The organism is Cellulomonas taurus (assembly GCF_012931845.1).
In the GTDB taxonomy this organism is placed as follows: Bacteria; Actinomycetota; Actinomycetes; order Actinomycetales; family Cellulomonadaceae; genus Cellulomonas; species Cellulomonas taurus.
Map to the genome: position 1 here is coordinate 1,476,642 of NZ_CP051884.1, position 22,891 is coordinate 1,499,532.

19 protein-coding genes are annotated in these 22,891 nt (G+C 73.2%); 7 read left to right on the plus strand and 12 right to left on the minus strand.

What is annotated here, in order from left to right; all coding sequences use genetic code 11:
* The first annotated feature begins 13 nt into the window (after window positions 1–13).
* Window positions 14–577 (plus strand): TetR/AcrR family transcriptional regulator, encoded by a 564-nt coding sequence (locus tag HGK68_RS06835; protein WP_169165292.1) that lies wholly within the window; start codon window positions 14–16, stop codon window positions 575–577.
* A 30-nt stretch (window positions 578–607) separates the two neighbouring features.
* Here HGK68_RS06835 and HGK68_RS06840 read toward each other — a convergent pair whose 3' ends face one another.
* The 4 genes from HGK68_RS06840 to HGK68_RS06855 form a co-directional block, all read right to left on the minus strand.
* On the minus strand, window positions 608–1,480 hold the full coding sequence (locus tag HGK68_RS06840) for an aminoglycoside phosphotransferase family protein (protein ID WP_169165293.1): 873 nt from the start codon (window positions 1,478–1,480) through the stop codon (window positions 608–610).
* Window positions 1,481–1,565: 85 nt separating this feature from the next.
* Window positions 1,566–2,243: an NUDIX hydrolase gene (locus HGK68_RS06845; RefSeq protein ID WP_343037057.1), complete on the minus strand. Its 678-nt coding sequence runs from the start codon at window positions 2,241–2,243 to the stop codon at window positions 1,566–1,568.
* Entirely contained in the window at window positions 2,240–2,971 is a 732-nt protein-coding gene (locus HGK68_RS16245) for a type 1 glutamine amidotransferase (RefSeq protein WP_169165294.1), read from the minus strand. The genes HGK68_RS06845 and HGK68_RS16245 overlap by 4 nt, the downstream gene beginning before the upstream one ends.
* A 22-nt stretch (window positions 2,972–2,993) precedes the next feature.
* Complete coding sequence (locus HGK68_RS06855; protein WP_169165295.1) at window positions 2,994–4,439, minus strand: GuaB1 family IMP dehydrogenase-related protein; 1,446 nt, start codon at window positions 4,437–4,439, stop codon at window positions 2,994–2,996.
* An 85-nt stretch (window positions 4,440–4,524) separates the two neighbouring features.
* Here HGK68_RS06855 and HGK68_RS06860 point away from each other — a divergent pair, with 85 nt between their 5' ends.
* The 3 genes from HGK68_RS06860 (at window position 4,525) to pflA (ending at window position 9,894) form a co-directional block, all read left to right on the plus strand.
* Window positions 4,525–6,222 carry a 1-deoxy-D-xylulose-5-phosphate synthase gene (locus tag HGK68_RS06860; protein WP_169165296.1) on the plus strand — a complete coding sequence of 566 codons (1,698 nt, stop codon included), beginning with the start codon at window positions 4,525–4,527 and terminating at the stop codon, window positions 6,220–6,222.
* Window positions 6,223–6,672: 450 nt separating this feature from the next.
* Window positions 6,673–8,940: a formate C-acetyltransferase gene (pflB, locus tag HGK68_RS06865; RefSeq protein WP_169165297.1), complete on the plus strand. Its 2,268-nt coding sequence runs from the start codon at window positions 6,673–6,675 to the stop codon at window positions 8,938–8,940.
* An 81-nt stretch (window positions 8,941–9,021) separates the two neighbouring features.
* The gene (gene pflA / locus HGK68_RS06870; protein ID WP_169165298.1) at window positions 9,022–9,894 is read left to right on the plus strand and encodes a pyruvate formate-lyase-activating protein; all 873 of its coding nucleotides are present in this window, start codon (window positions 9,022–9,024) and stop codon (window positions 9,892–9,894) included.
* Window positions 9,895–10,009: 115 nt separating this feature from the next.
* On the opposite strand, the gene HGK68_RS06875 is transcribed toward pflA, so the two are convergent.
* From HGK68_RS06875 to HGK68_RS06895, 5 genes are all read right to left on the minus strand, one after another.
* The gene (locus HGK68_RS06875) at window positions 10,010–12,133 is read right to left on the minus strand and encodes a 3-hydroxyacyl-CoA dehydrogenase NAD-binding domain-containing protein (protein WP_169165299.1); all 2,124 of its coding nucleotides are present in this window, start codon (window positions 12,131–12,133) and stop codon (window positions 10,010–10,012) included.
* Between the two features lie 61 nt (window positions 12,134–12,194).
* The gene (locus HGK68_RS06880) at window positions 12,195–13,472 is read right to left on the minus strand and encodes an HRDC domain-containing protein (RefSeq protein ID WP_169165300.1); all 1,278 of its coding nucleotides are present in this window, start codon (window positions 13,470–13,472) and stop codon (window positions 12,195–12,197) included.
* A gap of 33 nt (window positions 13,473–13,505) precedes the next feature.
* On the minus strand, window positions 13,506–14,126 hold the full coding sequence (locus tag HGK68_RS06885) for a DUF998 domain-containing protein (RefSeq protein ID WP_169165301.1): 621 nt from the start codon (window positions 14,124–14,126) through the stop codon (window positions 13,506–13,508).
* A gap of 10 nt (window positions 14,127–14,136) precedes the next feature.
* Complete coding sequence (locus tag HGK68_RS16345; protein ID WP_206155821.1) at window positions 14,137–14,580, minus strand: helix-turn-helix transcriptional regulator; 444 nt, start codon at window positions 14,578–14,580, stop codon at window positions 14,137–14,139.
* A 189-nt stretch (window positions 14,581–14,769) separates the two neighbouring features.
* Window positions 14,770–15,351 (minus strand): DUF3000 domain-containing protein, encoded by a 582-nt coding sequence (locus HGK68_RS06895; protein ID WP_169165302.1) that lies wholly within the window; start codon window positions 15,349–15,351, stop codon window positions 14,770–14,772.
* A 145-nt stretch (window positions 15,352–15,496) separates the two neighbouring features.
* Here HGK68_RS06895 and gndA point away from each other — a divergent pair, with 145 nt between their 5' ends.
* A complete protein-coding gene (gndA, locus tag HGK68_RS06900; RefSeq protein ID WP_169165303.1) occupies window positions 15,497–16,930 on the plus strand; it encodes an NADP-dependent phosphogluconate dehydrogenase in 1,434 nt (477 codons plus the stop codon).
* Entirely contained in the window at window positions 16,927–18,180 is a 1,254-nt protein-coding gene (locus tag HGK68_RS06905) for a carboxylate--amine ligase (RefSeq protein WP_246260648.1), read from the plus strand. Before gndA ends, HGK68_RS06905 begins: the two co-directional genes overlap by 4 nt.
* A 358-nt stretch (window positions 18,181–18,538) precedes the next feature.
* Here HGK68_RS06905 and HGK68_RS06910 read toward each other — a convergent pair whose 3' ends face one another.
* Window positions 18,539–19,024 carry a hypothetical protein gene (locus HGK68_RS06910; RefSeq protein ID WP_169165305.1) on the minus strand — a complete coding sequence of 162 codons (486 nt, stop codon included), beginning with the start codon at window positions 19,022–19,024 and terminating at the stop codon, window positions 18,539–18,541.
* 10 nt (window positions 19,025–19,034) lie between these two features.
* Complete coding sequence (locus tag HGK68_RS06915; RefSeq protein WP_169165306.1) at window positions 19,035–19,823, minus strand: dihydrofolate reductase family protein; 789 nt, start codon at window positions 19,821–19,823, stop codon at window positions 19,035–19,037.
* A gap of 98 nt (window positions 19,824–19,921) precedes the next feature.
* Between HGK68_RS06915 and zapE the strand changes: the two genes are divergently transcribed.
* Entirely contained in the window at window positions 19,922–20,944 is a 1,023-nt protein-coding gene (zapE, locus tag HGK68_RS06920; protein ID WP_169165307.1) for a cell division protein ZapE, read from the plus strand.
* A gap of 84 nt (window positions 20,945–21,028) precedes the next feature.
* On the opposite strand, the gene treZ is transcribed toward zapE, so the two are convergent.
* Entirely contained in the window at window positions 21,029–22,891 is a 1,863-nt protein-coding gene (gene treZ, locus HGK68_RS06925; protein ID WP_169165308.1) for a malto-oligosyltrehalose trehalohydrolase, read from the minus strand.

Here is a 22,891-nt window from a genome sequence, read left to right on the forward strand (position 1 = left end):
ATAGCATCGGCGGGTGACGACCACCACGCCTCGGGCCGACGCTCGCCGCAACCGTCAAGCAGTGCTCGACGCGGCACTGCGGCTGTTCCGCAGCGACCCCGCGGCCACGGTCACCCAGATCGCCGCCGCCGCCGGGGTCGGCCGGGTCACTTTGCACGGACACTTCCCGACCCGGACCGATCTGGTGCTGGCAGTGGTCGACGACGCCCTGGCTCGGGCCGACCTGGCGGTGCAGGCGGTGGACCTGGACGCGGCACCAGCGCAGGCCCTGGATCGGCTGGTCGCGGCGACCTGGGCGGTGCTCGCCGACGGCCACGCGGCCGTCGAGGCGGCGTGCCGGGTCCTCCCGGCCGAACGGGTCGAGGCCTTGCATCAGCCGGTCACCGAACGGTTGGCGGCGGCGGTGCACCGCTGTGTGGCCGGGCAGGTCGGCGGCGGCGACGAGGCGTGGCTGGTGGTCGCGGTGTCGGCGCTGATGCACGCGGCGGCGGCGGAGGTCGCGGCGGGACGGGCCGACTCGGCGGCGGCGGAGGAGCGGTTGCGAGCGAGTGTGGCGGCGGTGGTCGGCGGGCGCTGACCGGACCGCTCTCGGCCGTGCCCGCCCTGCTCAGCGGATGAGCTCCTCGAGCGCGTGCCGTCCGATCCCGCCGATCACCGGGTCGTCGGCGGAGTGCACCAGCATCGCGGTGGTCATCACCAGCGCCCACCCCGCGGCCCGGGTCCAGAGCGCCGGGTCGCCGTGGTCACCGACCCGTTCCTGGAACGCACCCCGCCCCGCCGCGTCGAAGGTCAGCCAGGCGGTCGCGAGGTCGCAGGCCGGGTCACCGGCGGACATGTCGCCGAAGTCCAGCAGGGCGGACAGTCGCCCGTCGGTGACCAGGAGGTTCGCCGGGTGCGGGTCCCCGTGCAGCCAGCGGGGAGCGTGCGGCCAGGGCGACGCGGTGACAGCCCGCTGCCAGAGCGCGTGCGCCACGTCACCCAGGTCCAGGACGGCGAGCCGCTCGACCAGCACCGACTCCCGGGTGCTCAACGGTCCGCCCCGCACCGGATTGCGGGGTGCGTCGGCCGGGGCGTCGGTGCTGTGCAGCCCGGTCAGGGCGTCGGCCAGGACGGTGGCCCACACGGCGCGGTCGGCCACCGGTTGTGCGGCGGCGGTCGATCCGTCGAACCAGGGCACGACGCTCCACGCCCAGGGGTAGTCGACGGTGGGGATCCCGGTGCGCACGGGGACGGGTACCGGGAGGGGGCAGTGCGCCGCCAGGATGGGCAGCCAGCGCTGTTCGTTGCGCACCAGGTCGGCGCCCATCGCCCGGCGGGGGAGTCGGACGGCGAGGGTGTCGCCCAGGCGGATGCTCACGTTGTCCCAGCCCTCGACCGTTGCCCCGAGGGGCAGGTCCGCCAGGTCGGGGTGCTGGGCGGACAGCAGGTCGTGGACCAGTGCGGGGGTGATCGGCACCTCGGCCTCGGGCCTGACAGCCACTACGGGTCTCCTCGTCGTCTTCACGGGTCGGGTCGTCGGGTCGTCGGGGCACCGATCGGTCCCGGGGCGCTGAGCGCTCGGCGTCTCAGCGCGGCGCCGGGATCGTCCGGTCGTGGTCCCACGGGACCGCCCAGCCCGCCGCGTCCAGGATCCGGTCGAGCACGAATGCGGTGAAACCCCAGACCACGATCCCGCGTTCCACCTGGAACGCCGGACCACGGTACTCGTGCCCGCCGTGGTGCAGGACAGCGGTGACCCGGTGCGCCGGGTCGATCAGGTCGGCGACCGGTGCGCGGAACACCTCGACGGTCTCGGCCGGATCGCTGGCCGCGACCCGGTGCGGACGGTCCCACCAGCCGAGCACCGGGGTGACCAGGTTGTGCGAGGCGGTGACGGGCAGATCGGGCAGCGTGCCGAGCACCCGAACCCCGGTCGGGTCGACGCCGGCCTCCTCGCAGCTCTCCCGCAGAGCGGCTGCCTCGGGCCCGGCGTCCTCCGGGTCGATGCCGCCGCCGGGGAACGCGACCTGACCGGGATGGTGGCTGACGGTGCGCGATCGTCGGGTGAGCAGCACGTCCAGGTCGGCGGCGACTGCGGGGGCGGCGGTGTCGGCGAGGCGGGCATCGAGGACGCCGAACAGCACCAGCACGGCGGAGCGCCGGATCGAGGTCCCAGCGGCGAAGGCACCGGTCGGATCGGCGGACCAGATCGGTCGGCGGGAGCAGAGCGCGAGCAGATCGTCCAGCGCGGCGCTGCCCGTCACGCCCGCTCCCGTGCCCGGTCGGCGAACGCGCCCAGAGCGACATCCCTCGCGAACGCGGCGAAGCCCAGGTCGGCGGCCGGACGCAGCGCTGCCAGGTGCTGGCGCGACCCGAGCCGGACCGCCGCCACCTCCTCCGGCTCCAGGTCGGCGACCATCACCGGAGTCTCCAACCACAGGTCCAGCAGCGTGGGCTCGACCTCCAGGTGGAACTGCAGGCCCACCGCCGACCCGGCCCGGAACGCCTGCACCGGCGTCACCTCGTCCCGGGCCAGCAGGGTGGCGCCCTCCGGCAGGTCGACGGCATCGGTGTGCCAGTGCAGCACCGTGGGTCGCGGCCCGGCGGCGGCCAGCACCGGGTCGGCGCCGACCACCTCGATCTCCCCGAAGCCGATCTGGGTGCCGTGCCGCCGGTGCAGCGGCGCACCCAGCGCCATCGCGAGCAGCTGCATGCCCAGGCACACCCCGAGCACCGGGACATCCGCGTCCACCGCCTCGGCCAGCAGGCGTCGTTCAGTGGCGAGCCCGGGATGGCCGAGGTCGTCGTCGGCGTCCTGTGGACCGCCCATCACGACCAGTCCGGCCAGGTCGGCGACCCGGGGCAGACTGGGCGACGGGTCGTCCACCACGGTGCGGGTGGTCAACACCAGACCGTCGAGGGCCCGGGCGATCAGACCCGGACCCTCGTGCGCGGCGTGCGTGAGGACGAGGACAGGGCGCGGCTGAGACACACCGTGACCCTAGCCCGGTCCCTCACCACCCGTCGGGCAGCGGCCGTCCCTCGTCGTACCCGGCGGCGGACTGGATGCCGACCACCGCGCGGTCGTGGAATTCCTCCAGGGAGGTCGCCCCGACGTAGGTGCAGGAGGACCGCACCCCGGAGGTGATCCGGTCCAGCAGGTCCTCCACACCGGGCAGCTTCGGGTCCAGGTACATCCGGGAGGAGCTGATGCCCTCCTCGTACAGGGACTTGCGCGCCCGGTCGAAGGCGGAACCACCGCGGGTGCGGGCGGCGACCGCGCGGGCCGACGCCATGCCGAACGACTCCTTGTAGAGCCGCCCCGACCCGTCCTCGTGCAGGTCGCCCGGCGATTCGTGGGTCCCGGCGAACCAGGAGCCGACCATCACCTGCGAGGCACCGGCCGCCAGTGCCAGCGCCACGTCGCGGGGGTGTCGCACCCCGCCGTCGGCCCAGACGTGCTTGCCCAGGCGACGGGCCTCGGCGGCGCACTCCAGCACGGCGGAGAACTGCGGTCGGCCCACGGCGGTCATCATCCGGGTGGTGCACATCGCGCCCGGTCCGACACCGACCTTGACGATGTCGGCACCGGCCTCGATCAGGTCCCGGGTGCCCTCGGCGGTGACCACGTTCCCGGCGACGATCGGCACCTGCGGGTCCAGCGACTTCACCGCGGCCAGGGCGTCCAGCATCTTGCGCTGGTGACCGTGGGCGGTGTCGACCACCAGCACGTCCACCCCGGCGTCCAGCAGCGCGGCGGCCTTGGCCCGCACGTCACCGTTGATCCCGACCGCGGCAGCCACCCGCAGGCGGCCCTGGTCGTCGAGGGCGGGGCGGTAGATCGACGACCGCAGGGCACCGACCTGGGTGAGCACGCCGACCAGCTCGCCGTCGCTCACCACCGGGGAGAACTTGCGGCGGGCGGCGTGCAGCCGCTCGAAAGCGCCCTGCAGGTCACCGGACTCGATCACCGACAGCTCGACGGTGGTCGGGTCCGGGGTCATCACCTCGGCGACCTGGGTGAACTGGTCCACGTTCTGGCAGTCGGCGGGGGTGACCACACCGACCGGGCGGTTGCCGTCCACGACGACCGCCGCCCCGTGCGACCGCTTGCCGATCAGCGTCAGCGCGGTGTGCACGGTGTCCTGCGGGGAGACCGTCACCGGCGACTCGATCACCGTGTGCTTGGCCTTCACCGAGGCGATCACATCCGCGACCACCTCCACCGGGACGTCCTGCGGGATGACGGCGATGCCACCCCGCCGGGCCACGGTCTCGGCCATCCGGCGTCCGGCGACGGCGGTCATGTTCGCGACCACGATCGGGATGGTGGTGCCGGTGCCGTCGGCGGCCGACAGGTCCACGTCGAAGCGGGAGGCGACCTCGGACCGGGACGGGACCATGAAGACGTCGCCGTAGGTGAGGTCGGAGCTGGGCTGGTGCCCGGGCAGGAAGCGCATAGGTGTGTTCCCCTTTCCGCCGAAGTCTACCCGGGGTGCTGCGCGTCGGCAGGCGATGCCGGGGTCGGACGCCTACCGTGCAGCCATGACTCTGCTGGACGGGATCGACGGCCCCGCCGACCTGCGCGCGCTGCGCGGGGCGGAGCTCGACGTCCTGGCCGGTGAGATCCGGGAGTTCCTGGTCGACCGGGTCTCCCGCACCGGCGGCCACCTGGGGCCGAACCTCGGGGTGGTCGAGCTGACCCTCGCCCTGCACCGGGTGTTCGACTCGCCCCGGGACACCCTGGTCTTCGACACCGGGCATCAGGCCTACGTGCACAAGCTGCTCACCGGACGGCGGGACTTCGACCGGCTGCGCCAGCGCGACGGACTGTCCGGCTACCCGTCCCGTGCCGAGTCCCCGCACGACGTGGTGGAGAACTCGCACGCCTCGACCGCACTGTCCTGGGCGGACGGGATCGCGCACGCCCGTGCGCTTGCGGGGGAGGGCGACCGCACGGTGGTCGCGGTGATCGGCGACGGCGCGCTGACCGGCGGGATGGCCTGGGAGGCGCTGAACAACATCGCCGACGGCACCCCGCGACGCCTGGTCGTGGTGGTCAACGACAACGGCCGCTCGTACGCACCCACGGTCGGCGGGATGATGCGCCGCGGCGTCGAGGGGATCATCAAGGAACTCGGTCTGAGCTACATCGGACCGGTGGACGGACACGACCTCGCCGAGCTGGAGGTCGCGTTCCGCGGCGCCCGGGCGGCCGGGGGCCCGGTGGTGGTGCACGCCCTGACGGAGAAGGGTCGCGGCTACGCGCCCGCCGAACAGGACGCGGCCGACCGATTCCACGCCGTCGGCCGGATCCACCCGGAGACCGGACTGCCGGTGGTGCCGTCCCGATTCGGCTGGACCGGGGTGTTCGCCGAGGAGATCGTCGCCCTGGGTCACCGGCGACCGGACCTGGTCGCCATCACCGCCGCGATGCGGCAACCCGTCGGCCTGGCGCCGTTCGGCGACGCGTTCCCCGACCGGATCGTCGACGTCGGGATCGCCGAGCAGCACGCACTCACCACCGCGGCCGGGATGGCCTTCGCCGGACTCCACCCGGTGGTCGCCCTCTACGCCACCTTCCTCAACCGGGCCTTCGACCAACTGTTGATGGACGCCGCCCTGCACCGGGCGGGGGTCACGATCGTGCTGGACCGCGCGGGCGTCACCGGCGACGACGGAGCCACTCACCACGGCATGTGGGACCTGGCGATGCTGAGCCTGGTCCCCGGACTGCGACTGGCAGCGCCCCGGGACGGGGACACCCTGCGCCGCGCCCTGCGCGAAGCGGTCGAGGTCGCCGACGCGCCCACGGTGCTGCGCTACCCCAAGGGCGCGCTGCCCGAGCCGCTGCCCGCCGTGACGGTCCGTGACGGTCTGGACATCCTGCTGCACCGCGACGGCCCGGACCCGGTGCTGATCGTCGCGGTCGGGGCGATGGCACCGATGGCCCTGGAGGTCGCGGCGTCGCTGGACCGGGGCGTCACGGTGGTGGACCCCCGCTGGGTGCTGCCGGTCCCGGACGCCCTGGCGCGGCTGGCGGGGGAGTACGCCGAGGTCGCGGTGATCGAGGACGGGCTGCGTGCGGGTGGGATCGGCGCGGGCGTGGCGCTCGCGGTCGACGGGGTGCCGGTGCGCAGCTTCGGGCTGCCCCGCGAGTTCCTGGCCCACGGCACCCGGGCCCAGGTGCTCGACGCCGCCGGCCTGACCGCATCACGGATCGCGGCGACCCTGCGCCGCTGACCCGGACGCGACCGCCCGGTCGCGCCCCCGCGCCCCCAGCCACCCCGGCCCCCGCGCCATCCGCCTCCCGGCCCCACGCGCCATCCGCCTCCCTCTGCCCCCGGCCCTGCCCCTGCTCCTGCTCCCGCCCCTGGTTCGAGGTCGTGCGTTTCGACCATGACGGACCCGGCGAACTGCCGACCTCGGCGCGGACTGCCGACCTCGGGCGCGGACTGCCGACCTCGTGGCGGTGGCCGACCGCGGGCGCGAACTGCCGACCTCGTGGCGGCGGCCGACCGGGGAGGTGGAGGTCCGAGCGGGGTGTGGGGCGGCCTCGGGGAGGGGGCGCGACGGGTGCGCCGTGAGCGCCCTCACAGTCCGATCCAGGCGGTTCGGGACAGAGGTCCCAAGACATCCCATGACCTCGTGAATAGCGTCACTAATACCCAGAACCAAGCGAGGGAGCTCCTCATGGCCACCACCGCAGTACCCCAGACCGGCGCCGACGCCACCGCGGGCGCCTGGGACGGGTTCGTCACCGGCCCCTGGTGCGACGGCATCGACGTCCGTGACTTCATCCAGCGCAACTACACCCCGTACAACGGTGACTCCTCGTTCCTCGCCGGACCGACCGAGCGCACCACCGAGGTGTGGCAGACGCTGACCGCGATGTTCCCCGAGGAGCGCGCGAAGGGTGTCTACGACATCGACAACCACGTCCCCGGCACGATCACGTCGCACGGCCCCGGCTACATCGCCGAGGGCAAGGACCTGATCGTCGGCCTGCAGACCGATGCCCCGCTCAAGCGCGCCATGATCCCCAACGGCGGCTGGCGGATGGTCGTCAAGTCGCTGCAGACCTACGGCTACGACGTGGACCCGCAGGTCGACAAGATCTTCAGCGAGTACCGCAAGACGCACAACGACGGCGTCTTCGACGTGTACCCCCCGAACGTCCGCGCCGCCCGCTCGTCGCACATCATCACCGGCCTGCCGGACGCCTACGGCCGTGGCCGGATCATCGGTGACTACCGCCGGGTCGCCCTGTACGGGGTGGACGCCCTGATCGAGGGCAAGCGGATGGAGCGCCACGAGCTGGACATGGAGCGCTCGGTCGAGGACGTCATCCGCGACCGCGAGGAGAACTCCGAGCAGATCAAGGCGCTCAACGAGCTGAAGCAGATGGCGGCCTCCTACGGCTACGACATCTCCGGCCCGGCGACCACCGCCCGCGAGGCGATCCAGTGGCTGTACTTCGGTTACCTGGCAGCGGTGAAGGAGCAGAACGGCGCGGCGATGTCGCTGGGCCGGACCTCGACCTTCCTGGACATCTACCTGCAGCGCGACCTCGACAACGGCACCATCACCGAGGAGTTCGCCCAGGAGCTGATCGACGACTTCGTCATCAAGCTGCGCATCGTGCGCTTCCTGCGGACCCCGGAGTACGACGAGCTGTTCTCCGGCGACCCGACCTGGGTCACCGAGTCGATCGCCGGTATCGGTGAGGACGGTCGGCCGCTGGTCACCAAGTCCTCGTTCCGCTTCCTGCAGACCCTCTACAACATCGGCCCGGCCCCGGAGCCGAACCTGACCGTGCTGTGGAGCAACCGGCTGCCGGACGGCTTCAAGCGGTTCTGCGCCCAGGTGTCGATCGACACCTCGGCGATCCAGTACGAGTCCGACGAGCTGATCCGCACCTCCTGGGGCGACGACGCGGCGATCGCCTGCTGCGTGTCCCCGATGCGGGTGGGCAAGCAGATGCAGTTCTTCGGTGCCCGGGTGAACATCGCCAAGGCCCTGCTCTACGCGATCAACGGCGGCCGCGACGAGGTCTCCGGCAAGCAGGTCGCCCCGGTCTCCGCACCGGTCACCGGTGACGTGCTGGACTTCGACGACGTGTCGGCCAAGTACGACAAGCTGCTCGACTGGCTGGCCGAGACCTACGTCGACGCGCTGAACTGCGTGCACTACATGCACGACAAGTACGCCTACGAGCGCATCGAGATGGCCCTGCACGACAAGGAGATCCTGCGGACCATGGCCTGCGGCATCGCCGGTCTGTCGGTCGTGGCGGACTCGCTGTCGGCGATCAAGTACGCGAAGGTCACCCCGGTCCGGGACGAGGACGGTCTGGTCACCGACTACGTGATCGAGGGCGACTTCCCGAAGTACGGCAACGACGACGACCGCGCGGACGAGATCGCGGTGGCCATCGTGCGGTCCTTCATGGAGAAGATCCGGGCACAGAAGACCTACCGGAACGCGCTGCACACCCAGTCGGTGCTGACGATCACCTCGAACGTGGTCTACGGCAAGGCCACCGGGAACACCCCGGACGGTCGCCGCGGCGGTGAGCCCTTCGCCCCGGGTGCCAACCCGATGAACGGGCGCGACACGCACGGCATGCTCGCCTCCGCGATGTCGGTGGCCAAGCTGCCCTACTCCGAGGCGATGGACGGCATCTCGCTGACCAGCACCGTGGTGCCCTCGGGTCTGGGCCGGGAGCGCGAGGAGCAGATCACGAACCTGGTCGGCCTGATGGACGCCTACAACGTCCAGTCCGGGTACCACCTGAACGTGAACGTGCTGAACCGGGACACCCTCGAGGACGCCATGGAGCACCCCGAGAAGTACCCGCAGCTCACCATCCGGGTCTCCGGTTACGCGGTGAACTTCGTCCGGCTGACCCGCGAGCAGCAGCTCGACGTGCTCTCCCGGACGTTCCACGGCGGTCTGTGATCCACCAGGCATGACGGCCGGGCCCGCCGCAGGACCGATCCGGTCCTCGGCGGGCCCGGCCCACATCAGGGAGTTGGAGCAATGAGCAGCCAGACGACAGGCGCCCCGGTGATCGACCTGGGCGTGCCGGTGATCGGCGGATCGCACACCCGGTCCAGCGCCGGCACCGCGGGGATGACCACCACCGACGCCGACCGGTCGGAGAAGCTGTCGGCGATGCGAGCCGGTGAGCTCGGCTCGCTGCACAGCTGGGAGCTGGTGACCGCGGTCGACGGTCCCGGCACCCGGATGACCACCTTCCTGTCCGGCTGCCCGCTGCGCTGCCTCTACTGCCACAACCCCGACACGATGGAGATGCGCCGGGGTGAGCCGATCAGCGCCACCGAGCTGCTGAACCGGATCGGTCGGTACACCAAGGTCTTCGAGGTGACCGGCGGCGGACTCACCATCTCCGGCGGCGAGCCGCTGATGCAGCCCGCCTTCGTCGCCAACATCCTGCGCGGGGCCAAGGAACTGGGCATCCACACCGCCATCGACACCTCGGGCTACCTGGGGGCGCACTGCACGGACGCGATGCTGGCGGACATCGACCTGGTGCTGCTGGACGTGAAGTCTGGCATCCCGGAGACCTACAAGAAGACCACCGGCCGCGAGCTGCAGCCCACCCTCGACTTCGGCCGCCGGGTCGCCGACAGCGGCACCGAGATCTGGATCCGGTTCGTGCTGGTGCCCGGGCTGACCGACGCGGAGGAGAACGTCGAGGCGGTCGCCGACTACGTGTCCACCCTGTCGACGGTGAGCCGGGTGGAGGTGCTGCCGTTCCACCAGATGGGCCAGGACAAGTGGGCCACCCTCGGCATGACCTACGAGCTCGCCGACACCCGTGCCCCGTCCCCGGAGCTGGTGGAGCGGGTCCGCGGCCAGTTCCGTGCCCGCGGGCTGACCGTGTTCTGAGATCCCTACCGACAACGAGGACGGCCCCGGCGGACAGTGATCGCCGGGGCCGTCCTCGTGCGGCTGAACGCGTCGCGCGGGCGGAGCCGCCGCCGGACTCAGTGGTGCCGGAGCCTCACAGCGCGAGGTGCCCGGTGCGGATCAGGTACGGGGTGATCCCGCCGAGGTGGGCCGGCCAGCCCGCACCGAGGATCATCGCCAGGTCGACCTGCTCGGGCCCGGCTACGACCCGGTCGGCCAGCAGCAGGCGGATCTCCTCACCCAACCCCGCCAGCACCCGCTCCCGCACCGCTGCCTCGTCCAGGTCGCCCGGAGTGCCGAAGACCTCCTGGATCGCCGGGTCGACCACCCGGGTGCCGACCGGTCCGGGCATGGACACCGCGCGACCCTGCTCGGTGAGCGTGTCCAGGCCGGGGGAGAGTCGGTAGCGGTCGCCCAGATCGCGGTGCAGGCTGGCGAGCACGTGGCCGCCGACTCCGAGTCCGACCAGGTCCAGCAGCGCGAAGGGGCTCATCGGCAGGCCCAGCGGGTCCAGCGCACGGTCGGCGACCTCCACGCTCGCCCCGTCCTGCACCGACGCCAGCACGTCGGACAGCATCCGCAGCAGGACCCGGTTCACCACGAAGCCCGGCGCGTCCGCGGTGCGCACCACGGTCTTGCCGCACCGGCGGGCCAGATCCGCGGCGGTGGTCACCGCCACCGGGTCGGCGGTCGCGGTCGCCACCACCTCCACCAGCGGCATCCGGTCCACCGGATTGAAGAAGTGCAGCCCGACCACCCGGCGCGGATGGTCCAGGCCGCTGGCCATCGCCGTGACCGACAGGGCGGAGGTGTTCGTGGCCAGGATCGTGGTCGGCGGCACCACCCGCTCCAGCTCGGCGAAGACCTGGCGCTTGACCTCCAGGACCTCGGTGACCGCCTCGATCACCAGGTCGGCCTCCGCCAGCGCCGCCAGGTCGGTGCCCACGGTGAGCAGGTCGGCCACCGCCGGGTCGATCCGGCCCTTGTCCGCGAGCTGGGACACCAGACCGGTGATCCGCTCCCGACCCGCCGCCGCCCGCTCCTCGTCCACCTCGCGCAGGGCCACCGGCACACCGAGTCGACCACCGATCAGCACCGCGAGCTGGGCGGCCATCAGTCCGGCGCCCACGATCCCCACCCGGCGGATCTCCCGGGGCAGCGCGTCGGTCGGTCCACCGGCCCGGGTGGCCCGGCCGATCAGGTCGGAGGCGTACATCGACGCCCGTGCCTGGTCGGAGACCAGCAGCTCGGCCAGCGCCTCGTCCTCGGCGACGAAGTGGGCGTCCCGGTCGTCGGTGGCGGTGAGCAGGTCCAGCACGCGCGGGTAGGCGGGTGCCGCATCGTGCAGCCGGGCCGCCAACGATCCGCGCACCGCCTGTGCCGTCGCCTCGTCGTCGGCCTCCGGGGTGCGGGGGGAGTGGTCGCGGTCCGGCGCACCGGTGTGGCTCAGCGTCCACTCGATCGCACGCATCGCGAAGTCGTCGGCGGGCAGCAAGGCATCCACCAGCCCGATCGCGGCGGCGGTTCCCGCGTCGGTGAGCCGGCTCTGCGCCGGGCGCTGGATGGTGAGGTCGATCGCGGCGGGCAGCCCGACCAGGCGGGGCAGCAACCAGGTGCCGCCCCAGCCCGGCACGATGCCCAGCGACGCCTCCGGCAGCCCGAGCGACCGGACGCCCTCGACGACCACCCGGTGGTCGCAGTGCAGTGCCAGTTCCAGGCCGCCGCCGATGGCGTGCCCGGTGATCCAGGCCACGGTCGGCACCGGCAGCTCGCCGAACGGACGCAGGGCGGCATGTCCCAGCTCGGCCAGCGCCCGGGCATCCGCGGTGTCCCGCAGCCGACGCGCCACGGTCAGGTCGGCGCCCGCCACGAAGCAGCCGGGCCGCCCGGTCACCGCCACCGCGACCAGCTGCTCCGCCCGGGCCGCGACCTGCTGGACCGCGTCGTACAGCGCCAGCAGGCCGCGCGGGCCGAGGGTGGTCGGACGCTTGCCGTCCGGGGAGTCCAGCGTGATCACCGCGACCCGTCCGGCCGGGGTGGCCGCCTCCTCCACCGACACCTGTGCGACCTGGTGGTCGGGCTCGGCGGGCAGGTCGGCCGGGCAACCACTGGGCAGCAGTTCGGCCAGTCGGGCGGTGTCGGCCGATCCCAGCACCTCGGGCGGCTGCGGGGCCGCATCGTGGGTCACGGGGTCGGCTGAGGTACGGAGGTGGCGCATGCGGTCTCCCTGGACGACGGTGTCCGGTCGTCGGTGACCCTAACCCGCTGGTGGCGGGCTGTCAGGCGGTGGCGGCGAACGCGGCCGCCAGTGGCTCGGCGATCAACCCGACCTGCCACTCCCGCGCCCCACCCTCTCGCAGCCGCTCGGCGAGCGACTCCGCGTCGGCGGGGGCCGGCGGGGACCAGCAGACCCGGCGCAGCAGGTCGGGCTGCAGCAGGTTCTCCACCGGCACGTGGTGCTGCTCCGAGAGACCGGCCACCAGCTCTCGGGCGGCGGCCAGCCGGGCGGCGGCGGCCGGGTCGCGGTCCGGCCAGCTGCGCGGCGGCGGGGGACCGTCCGAGCGCGGGCCGCGGGCTGGGGGCAGCTGGTCCTCGGGCAGGGCGAGGGCGGCGTCGATCGCGCGCTGCCACAGCGTCGCGCGGCGGCGGGTGCCCTTCCCGGCGAACTGCGGCAGTGAGGTCAGCTGCGGCAGCGTGCGCGGCAGCGCCTGAGCGGCGGCGAGGATCGCGGCGTCCGGCAGCACCCGGCCGGGGGAGATGTCCCGCTGCCGGGCGTTGTCGTCGCGCGCCTGCCAGAGCGAGCGCACCACGGCCAGTCGGCGCGGGTCGCGGATCGCGTGCACCCCGGACACCCGGCGCCACGGATCGATGCGGGGTTCCGGCGGCGGGGTGAGCCGGACCGCCTCGAACTCCTCGGCCGCCCACTGTGCCTTCCCGGCGACGGCCAGACGTTCGGCCATCACCTCCCGCAGCTCGACCAGCACCTCGACGTCCAGGGCGGCGTAGCGCAGCCACTGCTCGGGCAGCGGCCGGGTGGACCAGTCGACGGCCGAGTGCTCCTTGGCCAGTCCGAGGCCCAGCAGTTCGGCGACCACCGCGGCCAGACCGACCCGCTCCAGGCCGAGCAGCCGGGCACCGAGCTCGGTGTCGAAGATCCGGCTCGGCTTCATGCCCTGCTCCGCCAGCGGGTGCAGGTCCTGGGAAGCGGCGTGGAACACCCACTCGACGCCGATCAGCGCGTCGGAGAGCGCCGACAGGTCCGGCAGCGCCGCCGGGTCGATCAGCGCGGTGCCCGCGCCCTCCCGGCGCAGCTGCACCAGGTAGTTGTGCTGGCCGTAGCGGTACCCGGAGGCACGCTCGGCGTCCACCGCGACCGGACCGGTCCCGGCACCGAAAGCCGCGACCACCTCGGCCAGCGCCTCCGGCGTCGCGATCACCGGGGGGATGCCGTCGGCCGGCTCGGTGAGAGGAACGACCGGGACGGACTCGTCGGTCGTGTCGCCGTCCCCGGCGACCGGTGTCTCGTCGGCCGGGGTACCGGCCGGAATCGTCTGCATCGTCCCACCGTAGGGCGTGCTGGACCTCGGGTCCTATTCGCCGCGCGTGCGGCGCAGCAGCAGGATCCCGCACGCCAGGCACCAGAGCAGGATCGGGTACGCCGCGAACCGTTCGACCAGTCCGAAGGGGGCCGCGGGCACCGCGATCATCACCACCACCGCCAGCAGCCCGAGCACGCCGAGTCCGACCCCGACGCCGCCGATCACGCGCCACCCCGGGTCTCGGCGCACCGACCACCCGAGCAGCAGGATGCCGGGCAGCCCGCAGCCGATCGCGACCACCGCGGAGGGGACGTGCCAGGGCCCGGCGTCCTCCGGGTGCAGACCGACCGACAGCTCGCCCAGGCCGGAGGCGACCAGCAGCAGCGTGCCCACCAGGGCGGTGCGTGTCCGGGGGAAGACCGGGCGCAGCAGCAGGGCGCCGGCGGCCATCGTGACGCCGGTGAGCACCCAGGAGATGTTCGCCGCGGCATGCCAGGGCGAGCACACCTGACGGCCGGAGAACGCGCCGCAGCCGACCGCGCCGAGGTCGCTGATCGCGTTCCTCACCGGGTCGTAGGGCAGGGTCCAGGCCGACCGGACGACCAGCAGGAGCACGAAGTACTGCACGATCGACGCCCAGGCCCATGCGCCGAGCCGGGTGCGACCACTCATGCGGTGGACGTTAGCTGAACAGCCCGGTCCGGATCGAGATCGCCACCAGTGCCGCCCGGTCGCCGGTGCCCAGCTTCCGGGAGATCCGCGCCAGGTGGCTCTTGACGGTCAGGGCCGACAGGCCCAGCTCCTCGCCGATCGACCGGTTGGAGTAGCCGTCGGCGACCAGCCGCAGCACGCTCAGCTCGCGGGAGGTCAGCTCCGGACGGGTGGGCGCGGTCCGGTTGCCCGATGCGCCCGCGGCGGCGGTGAACGGGGCGGCGGCCTCGGCCGGGTCCGGCGCGTTGGGGTCGGTGGCGACCGCGCCGCGCAGTCCACCGGTGAGCAGTGTGACCAGCTCCTGGCGACCGGCACGCCGGGCCAGCAGGATCACCCGACCGGAGCCGCGGCGACGCAGGTTGCGCACCAGGATCTGGGAGTCGCCCGGCTTGAGCTCGGTGACCACGACGCACATCTGGCCGAGACCGCGGCGTTGCGGTGCGCTGGCTGGGCGGCGGGTCTGCACCGCTGCGGCGGATCGACCGCCTGGGTGCATCGGGTCGTAGCTCACTGCACTGTCCCCCTGATGTTCGGTTACCCACCTATCGGCGGATTTCACCCGGAACTTAAGGCGTTCAGCGCAATGTCTCGGCGGATTTCCGGCTCAGTGACGGGGGCCGAGCGCCACGACGCCCTCCGGCAACGGGGGCAGACCGGCGACCGTGCAGAGCAGTTCGCCCCAGGCTCGCAGGTGGGGGGCGAGATCCTCGTCGGCGGCGGTCCAGGACGCCCGCATCTCCAGCTCGCACAGTTCCGGGCGCTCGTCCAGCGCGCCGAAGCTCTGGGACAGCACGCGGGTGACGGTGCCGCCGGCCGCGCGCATGTCGACGTCGGCGCTCGCCAGGGCCTCGGACAGCCAGCTCCACGCCACCTCGGCCAGCAGCGGGTCGGCGCCGACCTCCGGCTCGAGCACCGCACGGACCAGCGTCACCAGACGGAAGGAGCCATCCCACGCCTCCTGGCCGGCGGGGTCGTGCAGGATCACGAACCGGCCGGACGCCAGCTCGTCCGCCTCCGGGTCGTGCCGGGCGGTGCGCACCTCGGCGTTCAGCGCGGCGGTGTACGGCGCGATCCGGGCCGGGCCCGGCACCTCGTCCAGGCTGACCTCGGGCCGCAGGGTCACCGCGCGCAGGGAGCGCAGCGCACGGATGAACTCCTGCGGCGCGGTGCGGGGGCCGGTGGACATGGCATGGAGGTTAGGGGTGGGTCCGGTGATGGCAGGTCAGGCGCGCCGGGATGGACAGCGCCGACCGGCGCCGAGGCCGGGCGACTAGGCTGAACGCCGCACGACAGCCGCCTCGTTTTCAGGTTTCCCCCGAAGGAGCAACTCGATGTCCGCTGCACAGATCGGCGTCACCGGCCTGGCCGTGATGGGCCGCAACCTGGCGCGCAACCTCGCCCGGCACGGCTACACCGTCGCGGTGCACAACCGCACGAACGCCAAGACCGCCTCGCTGATCGCGGACCACGGCGACGAGGGCACCTTCGTGCCGTCCGAGTCGGTGGAGGAGTTCGTCGCCAGCCTGGAGCGGCCGCGCAAGATCATCGTGATGGTCAAGGCGGGTGCGCCGACGGACGCGGTGATCGACGAGCTGGTCCCGCTGCTGGACTCCGGTGACATCGTGATCGACGCCGGGAACGCGCACTTCCCGGACACCATCCGGCGCGAGGCGGCGCTGAAGGCCAAGGGCCTGCACTTCGTCGGCTCCGGGGTGTCCGGCGGCGAGGAGGGCGCGCTGAACGGGCCGTCGATCATGCCGGGTGGCTCGCGCGAGTCCTACCAGGTGCTGGGCCCGATCCTGGAGGACATCTCCGCCAAGGTCGACGGCGTGCCCTGCTGCACCTACGTCGGGCCGGACGGCGCGGGGCACTTCGTCAAGATGGTGCACAACGGCATCGAGTACGCCGACATGCAGCTGATCGCCGAGGCCTACGACCTGCTCAAGCAGGGACTCGGTGCCTCCGCCGCCGAGATCGCCGAGATCTTCAAGTCCTGGAACGAGGGTGACCTGGAGTCGTTCCTGATCGAGATCACCGCCGACGTGCTGGCCCACGTCGACGCCGAGACCGGTCAGGCGTTCGTGGACATCGTGCTGGACCGGGCCGAGCAGAAGGGCACCGGCCGCTGGACCGTGCAGAACGGTCTGGACCTGGGGGTGCCGATCACCGGCATCGCCGAGGCCACCTTCGCCCGGGCGCTGTCCGGCTCGGTGCCGCAGCGCGCCGCCGCCGTGACCACGCTCCCGGCGCTGGCCGAGGACTTCCGGATCACCGACCGGGACGCCTTCATCGAGGACGTGCGCCTGGCGCTGTACGCCTCCAAGGTGGTCGCGTACTCGCAGGGCTTCGACCAGATCGCCGCCGCCTCCGCGGAGAACGGCTGGGACATCGACCGGGGCGCGATGGCCCGGATCTGGCGCGGCGGCTGCATCATCCGCGCCCGGTTCCTGAACCGGATCACCGAGGCCTACGAGCGCGCCGCCGACCTGCCGCTGCTGCTGTCCGACGAGTACTTCACCGGTGCCGTCGCCAACGGTGTCCCGGCCTGGCGTCGGGTGGTGTCGCAGGCGGCGCTGGCCGGTGTGCCCACCCCGGCGTTCAGCTCCTCGCTGGCCTATTACGACGGCGTGCGCGCCGAGCGGCTGCCCGCGGCGCTGATCCAGGCGCAGCGCGACTTCTTCGGGGCGCACACCTACCACCGCACCGACAAGGACGGCGTCTTCCACACCGAGTGGTCCGGCGACCGGAGCGAGCAGTCCGCGTGAGCAGCAGCATCGTCCGCCCGGTCATCCTGGGCGCCGACATCGGCGTCTACGCATTGGCCCGGGCGTTCCACGAGGAGTACGCGGTCCGCAGCACGGTGGTCGCCGGGGCGGCCCTCGGCCCGATCGCCGACTCGGCCATCCTGGACGTCCGGCTGGTCCCCGACGGGCACGACCCGCGGCAGCTGGTGGACGAGCTGCTGGTCGTCGCCCGGGAGCACACGGCGGCGCAACGCCCGGAGCGGCTGGTCCTGCTGGCGAACTCCGACTGGCTGGTCCGGGTCGTCGTGCAGCACCGCGCCGAGCTGGAACCGTTCTACGTGGTGCCGTTCCTGTCCGAGGACCTGCTGGAGCGGCTGTCGGACAAGGCGTCCTTCGCCGATGCCGCGGTGGCCGCCGGTCTGGCGGTGCCGCGGACCATCGTCCAGGACTTCGCCCGCGCCGCCGACGCCGACTGGGCGCCCGCACCGGTGGACATCGCCTACCCGCTGATCGCCAAGGCCGCCAGCAGCGCCGACTACCAGGAGGTCGAGTTCCCGGGGAAGGCGAAGGTCTTCGAGATCGCCGACGCCGACGAGCTCGCCGCCCTGTGGGTGTCGCTGCGCGACGCCGGGTTCCGGGGCCGGTTCGTGGTCCAGGAGCTGATCGGCGGCGACGACACCCAGATGCGGTCGATCACCGCCTACGTCGACTCCCGGGGTGCGATCACCCTGCTGTGCTCGGCGCACGTCCTGCTGGAGGAGCACACGCCGTCCGGCCTGGGGAACCCGGCCGCCATGGTGGTGACCCGCGAGCAGGAGATGCTGGACCAGGCGGCCCGGTTCCTGCGCGAGGTCGGCTATGTGGGCTTCGCCAACTTCGACGTGAAGGTCGACCCGCGCGACGGCAGCTTCCGGTTCTTCGAGGTCAACCCGCGGATCGGCCGGAACAACTACTACGTCACGGCGGCCGGGGCGAATGTGGCCCGGTTCCTGGTCGAGGACCGGGTGCTCGACCACGCGCTGGAGCCGGTGGTGGTCGACAGCGAGGTCCTGTACTCGATCCTGCCGCACCGGCTGCTGCTGCGGTACGTGCTCGACCCGGCGCTGGCCGGTCGGGTACGTGGCCTGATCCGCGCCGGGCGGGTCGCCCACCCGCTGCGCTACCGGGGTGATGCGGGGATCAAGCGGCGCTGGTATGCCCTTCTCGCCGGGATCAACCAGGTGCGCAAGTTCCGCCGGTACTACCCGAAGGTCACCGGCACCGGGTTCTGACCCCCGCGCCCGCGCCGACGCCCGCCCGACGCCCGCCTCACGCCCCGTCCGCCTCTCACGCCCGCGTCCGCCTCGCCTCCGCGCCGAGGTCGGCACTTCGCGCCGGATCAGACCCGGCGAAGTGCCGACCTCGGGCGCTGAGTGCCGATTCCGGGCGCTGAATGCCGACCTCGGGCGGTCAATGCCGACCTCGGGCGGTGAATGCCGACCTCGCCGCGCGTGAGTGCCGAGGTCGGCAGTTCGGGCCCGATCAGGGTCGGCGAAGTGCCGACCTGGGGCGCGGAGTGCCGCCCTGGGGCGCGGAGTGCCGACCTGGGGCGCGGTCGGGCTGGGGCTGGGGACGGCAGCGGGCGTGGCGTCAGCCGAGTTCGGAGGTGCCGAGGTAGAGGTGCAGGACCGGGACGTGCAGGTCGTCGCGGGCCTTGGACGCCCAGTCCTGGTGGAAGGTGTCCTCCAGCGCGTGCGGGTAGGTCGCCACCACCACCTCGCGGGCACCGGTCTCGGTCAGGGCGGCGTGCAGCGCGGGCAGCGGGTCGTCGTCGACCACGGTGCCGGTGGCGTGTGCCCCGGCGTCGGTCAGCGCCTCCAGCGACCGCGCCAGCTGCTCGGCGGCGTCGGCGGTGGCCCGGTCGGCGGCGGGCTCGCGGCCCAGCACGGTGTCCAGCGCCTCGCGCAGCTCGCCCAGGCTCAGCTGGTCGACCAGCGAGACCAGCACGTTGCGCTCGGTGTCCGCCGGGATCAGCACCCGGTAGTCCAGCCGCTCGCCGTCGTGCAGGGAGAGGATGTGCGCGACATCCGCCGAGGTCAGGGTGTCCTCCGTGAGGACCAGGATCGTGTCGGTCACGGTGCCGAGCCTAGCCCGCCGACCGCAGCAGCCACCTGCCGAGCAGCATCCCCTCGCAGTGGAAGAGGTGCGCCGGGGCGGCGGTGACCGCGGGGGACAGCCATTCCTGGGTGTGCACCGGCCGGACCCCGGGGCCACCGGTCAGCAGCGGGCTGGTGCTCAGGCACAGTTCGTCGACCAGGCCGGCCGCCGTCAGATCGCCGAGCAGGCGCGGACCGCCCTCGGCCAGCACCCGGGTCAGACCCCGGTCGGCCAGTGCGTCCAGCGCCGCCGCCAGATCCACCGTGGTGTCACCGGCGATGATCACCCGGTCGGGGTCCAGCTCGTCCAACCGCGGATTGGTCGCCACCGTCACCACGAACGGCCGGTCCGCCGCCGGGACGTCCCGCAGCTTCTCCGGCAGCACACCGGTCCGGGTCACCAGGGCCAGCGGCAGCCGCTCGTCCTGACCGCGCTGGGCCCGCGCGGCGCGCAGGTCGGCCGGCACCCGCAGCGGGCCGTAGCCCTCGTCCCGGGCGGTCCCGCCACCGACCAGCACCACGTCGGCCACCGCGCGCTGCACCCGGAACGCCCGCCAGTCCGCGGGCCCGTTGATGCTGCGGGACCGCCCGTCGGCTCCCTGCGCCGACCCGTCCAGGGTGGCGATCATGTTCGCCCGCACGGCGGTCCGTCGGCCCGGCCGGGGGGCCGGGTGGGCGTAGAACGCGTGCAGCACCGGTTCCCCGGGGGCGGGGTCCAGGCGCTCTCCGGCGCGCTCGGTGGGCAGCAGGATGTCCAGGGTCGGCAGCTCCGGGGGCATGGCACCAGGCTAGGGCCGACGTTCGTGGGTCCGCAGGTCGGCGGCGGTGCCGGGGACCGGTGTGCGGGGATGCGGGGCGGCACCTAGGCTGTCCGCCCGTGACCAGCACCACGCCGACGACGGCCTCGCTGACCGACCGGAACCCCCAGGTGGCACCGGAGCGGCTGCTGGCCGAGCGGGTCCCGCCGCCGCACTTCGCCGGGGAGTCCTTCGACACCTACCGGCCCGACCCCGGCCACCCGTCGCAGGCCGCCGCGCTGGCCCGCCTGCGCGAGGTCGCCGAGACGCTGGCCGCCAAGCGCGGCGGCCTGTTCCGCCGCAAGCCGGTGGTGCCCGCCGTGTACCTCGACGGCGGCTTCGGCGTCGGCAAGACCCACCTGCTGACCTCCCTGGCGTCGGCGGTGGACGGTGCCGCCTACGGCACGTTCGTGGAGTGGACGAACCTGGTCGGCGCGCTCGGCTTCCGGCCCACGGTCGACGCCCTGGCCGACCGGCGGCTGGTCTGCATCGACGAGTTCGAGCTGGACGACCCGGGCGACACCGTGCTGATGTCGCGGCTGCTGCGCGAGCTGACCGACCGGGGAGTGGCGCTGGCCGCCACCTCCAACACCCTGCCGGAGTCGCTGGGCGAGGGCCGGTTCGCCGCCGACGACTTCCTGCGCGAGATCCAGGACCTGTCCGGGCGGTTCGAGGTGCTGCGGATCGACGGACCCGACTACCGCGCCCGGGCCACCGTCACCGACACCGTGCCGCTCACCGACGACCAGGTGCGCGCGGCGGTGTCCGGGGTCTCCGGCTCCACCTGTGACGACTGGGCGACCCTGCTGCGGCACCTGTCCCGGGTGCACCCGTCCCGGTACGGCGCGCTGGTCGAGGGGATCAGCCTCGTCGGCCTCACCGCAGCGGGTCCGGTGCCGGACCAGGACGTGGCGCTGCGGCTGGTGGTGCTGGTCGACCGGCTGTACGACCGGGACGTGCCGGTGCTGCTCGGCTCGGCGGGTGCGGGCGAGCTGTTCAGCGCGGAGATGCTGGCCGGTGGCTACCGGAAGAAGTACTTCCGCGCGCTGTCCCGCCTGGGCGCCCTCGTCGACCGCGGGCGCACGGAGTTCGTCCAGCCCTGACGGTGCGCACTCGGCGGCGCGGGCGGCGTGCCCGGCCGGGAGAACACCCGGCCGGGCGACATGTCGCCCCGGAGGGGCGGCGGGTCAGCGCAGGACGACCACGGTGCGCGCCGGGACCGTCACGCGGGTCCCGGGCACCGCCGAGGCGGCGTCGCGTGGGGCGGCGTCGGCCCTCGCGTCGTCGGCGGTCAGCACGCGGACCGTGCCCGCCGCCCAGCTCGCCAGCACCTCCGGCTCGCCGGCGCGGCCCAGCGGTACGGTCTGCTCGGTGTCGGACAGGTTGATCACCACCCGGGCGTCGCCGCGGTGCAGCACCAGCCAGCTGCGCCACGACCGGGCACGGGCACCCTCGGGGGAGTGGTCGTCGGACTCCGGCACCGTGAAGGACTCGTCCCAGGTCACCCGGGTCGCCGACCGGTCGCCGTCACCGAGCACACCGACCTCCCGGCGCAGGGCGATCAGGCGTCGGTACCAGTCCAGCAGTCGCCCGTGGCCGGGCAGCGTGGGCTCGTCCCAGTCGAGACGGCTGCGGTCCAGCGACTCGGTGGCCTGCGGGTCCGGCACGGTGAAGTCGTCGTCGCTGCGGCCGTACATGGTCGCCCACCCGTGGGACCCGAACTCGGCGGCCCGGCCCTGGCGCACCGCCTCGGCGAGCTCCGGCTCCGGGTGGTCGGTGAGGAACAGCCACGGGGTGCGGGCGCCCCACTCCTCGCCCATGAACAGCATCGGGGTGAAGGGCGACAGCAGGATCAGCGCCGCCTCGGCCGCCAGCGCCGCGTCGTCCAGTCGTTCGGCGGGACGGTCACCGAGGGCGCGGTTGCCCACCTGGTCGTGATCGGAGCCGAAGACGACGAACCGGTGACCGTCCACGTCGTCGGGCACCGGGACGCCCCAGTCCTGGTCGCGGAAGGTCGAATGCCCGCCGTCGTGCACGAAGACCCGGGTCATCGCGTGCGCCAGGGTGCGCGGTGACCCGAAGTCGACGTAGTAGCCCTGCCGTTCGCCGGTGAGCAGCGCGTGCACCGCGTGGTGCACGTCATCCGCCCACTGCGCGGTCATGCCCCAGCCGCCCGCGTCAGTCGGGGTGATCGACACCGGGTCGTTGAGGTCGGTCTCCGCGATCAGGGACAGCGGTCGGCCCAGGTCCAGGGCGGCGACCGCGTCGGACAGTTCGCTCAGGATGTGCCGGGGGGTGTCGTCGATCAGCGCGTGCACCGCGTCCAGCCGCAGGGCGTCGATGTGGAAGTCGGTGAACCAGCGCAGCGCCGAGTCCAGGATCCAGCGCCGCACCTCGACCTCGGACAGGTCGATCGCCGCGCCCCAGGGCGTCTGGTGGGCGTCGGTGAAGTACGGCCCGAACTCGCCGAGGTAGTTGCCGGACGGCCCGAGGTGGTTGTGCACCACGTCCAGGCACACCGCCAGCCCGGCCCGGTGCGCGGCGTCCACGAAGCGTTGCAGTGCCGCCGGTCCGCCGTAGGGCTGGTGCACCCCGTACAGCGAGACGCCGTCGTAACCCCAGCCGTGCCGACCGTTGAACGGTGCGACCGGCAGCAGCTCGACCACCTCGACACCCAGGTCGACCAGGTGGCCGAGCCGGGGGATCGCGGCGTCCAGGGTGCCCTCGGGGGTGAACGTGCCGGTGTGCAGCTCGTAGATCACCGCACCGCGCATGTCTCGCCCCGCCCACGCGCCGTCCGCCCACTCGAACCGGTGGGCGTCGAACACCCGGGACGGCCCGTGCACACCCTCGGGCTGCCAGGGTGAGCGCGGATCGGGTCGGGGGTCGCCGCCGTCCAGGCTGATCGCGTAGTCGGTGCCGTGCGGCAGGTCGTCGCCGGTCCACCAGCCGCCCTCGGCACGGACCATCGCCACCCGCTCCGGCCCGCCGTCGTCGGCGACCGGCAGCACCAGATCCACCGACGACGCCTTGGGTGCCCATACCCGCAT

What these genes read in the sequence shown, in the direction of transcription:
- HGK68_RS06855 (WP_169165295.1), bottom strand. Translation starts at nt 4,439, where the DNA reads ATGCGCTTCCTGCCCGGGCACCAGCCCAGCTCCGACCTCACCTACGGC.
- HGK68_RS06860 (WP_169165296.1), top strand. Translation starts at nt 4,525, where the DNA reads ATGACTCTGCTGGACGGGATCGACGGCCCCGCCGACCTGCGCGCGCTG.
- pflB (WP_169165297.1), top strand. Translation starts at nt 6,673, where the DNA reads ATGGCCACCACCGCAGTACCCCAGACCGGCGCCGACGCCACCGCGGGC.
- pflA (WP_169165298.1), top strand. Translation starts at nt 9,022, where the DNA reads ATGAGCAGCCAGACGACAGGCGCCCCGGTGATCGACCTGGGCGTGCCG.
- HGK68_RS06875 (WP_169165299.1), bottom strand. Translation starts at nt 12,133, where the DNA reads ATGCGCCACCTCCGTACCTCAGCCGACCCCGTGACCCACGATGCGGCC.
- HGK68_RS06880 (WP_169165300.1), bottom strand. Translation starts at nt 13,472, where the DNA reads ATGCAGACGATTCCGGCCGGTACCCCGGCCGACGAGACACCGGTCGCC.
- HGK68_RS06885 (WP_169165301.1), bottom strand. Translation starts at nt 14,126, where the DNA reads ATGAGTGGTCGCACCCGGCTCGGCGCATGGGCCTGGGCGTCGATCGTG.
- HGK68_RS16345 (WP_206155821.1), bottom strand. Translation starts at nt 14,580, where the DNA reads ATGTGCGTCGTGGTCACCGAGCTCAAGCCGGGCGACTCCCAGATCCTG.
- HGK68_RS06895 (WP_169165302.1), bottom strand. Translation starts at nt 15,351, where the DNA reads ATGTCCACCGGCCCCCGCACCGCGCCGCAGGAGTTCATCCGTGCGCTG.
- gndA (WP_169165303.1), top strand. Translation starts at nt 15,497, where the DNA reads ATGTCCGCTGCACAGATCGGCGTCACCGGCCTGGCCGTGATGGGCCGC.
- HGK68_RS06915 (WP_169165306.1), bottom strand. Translation starts at nt 19,823, where the DNA reads ATGCCCCCGGAGCTGCCGACCCTGGACATCCTGCTGCCCACCGAGCGC.
- treZ (WP_169165308.1), bottom strand. Translation starts at nt 22,891, where the DNA reads ATGCGGGTATGGGCACCCAAGGCGTCGTCGGTGGATCTGGTGCTGCCG.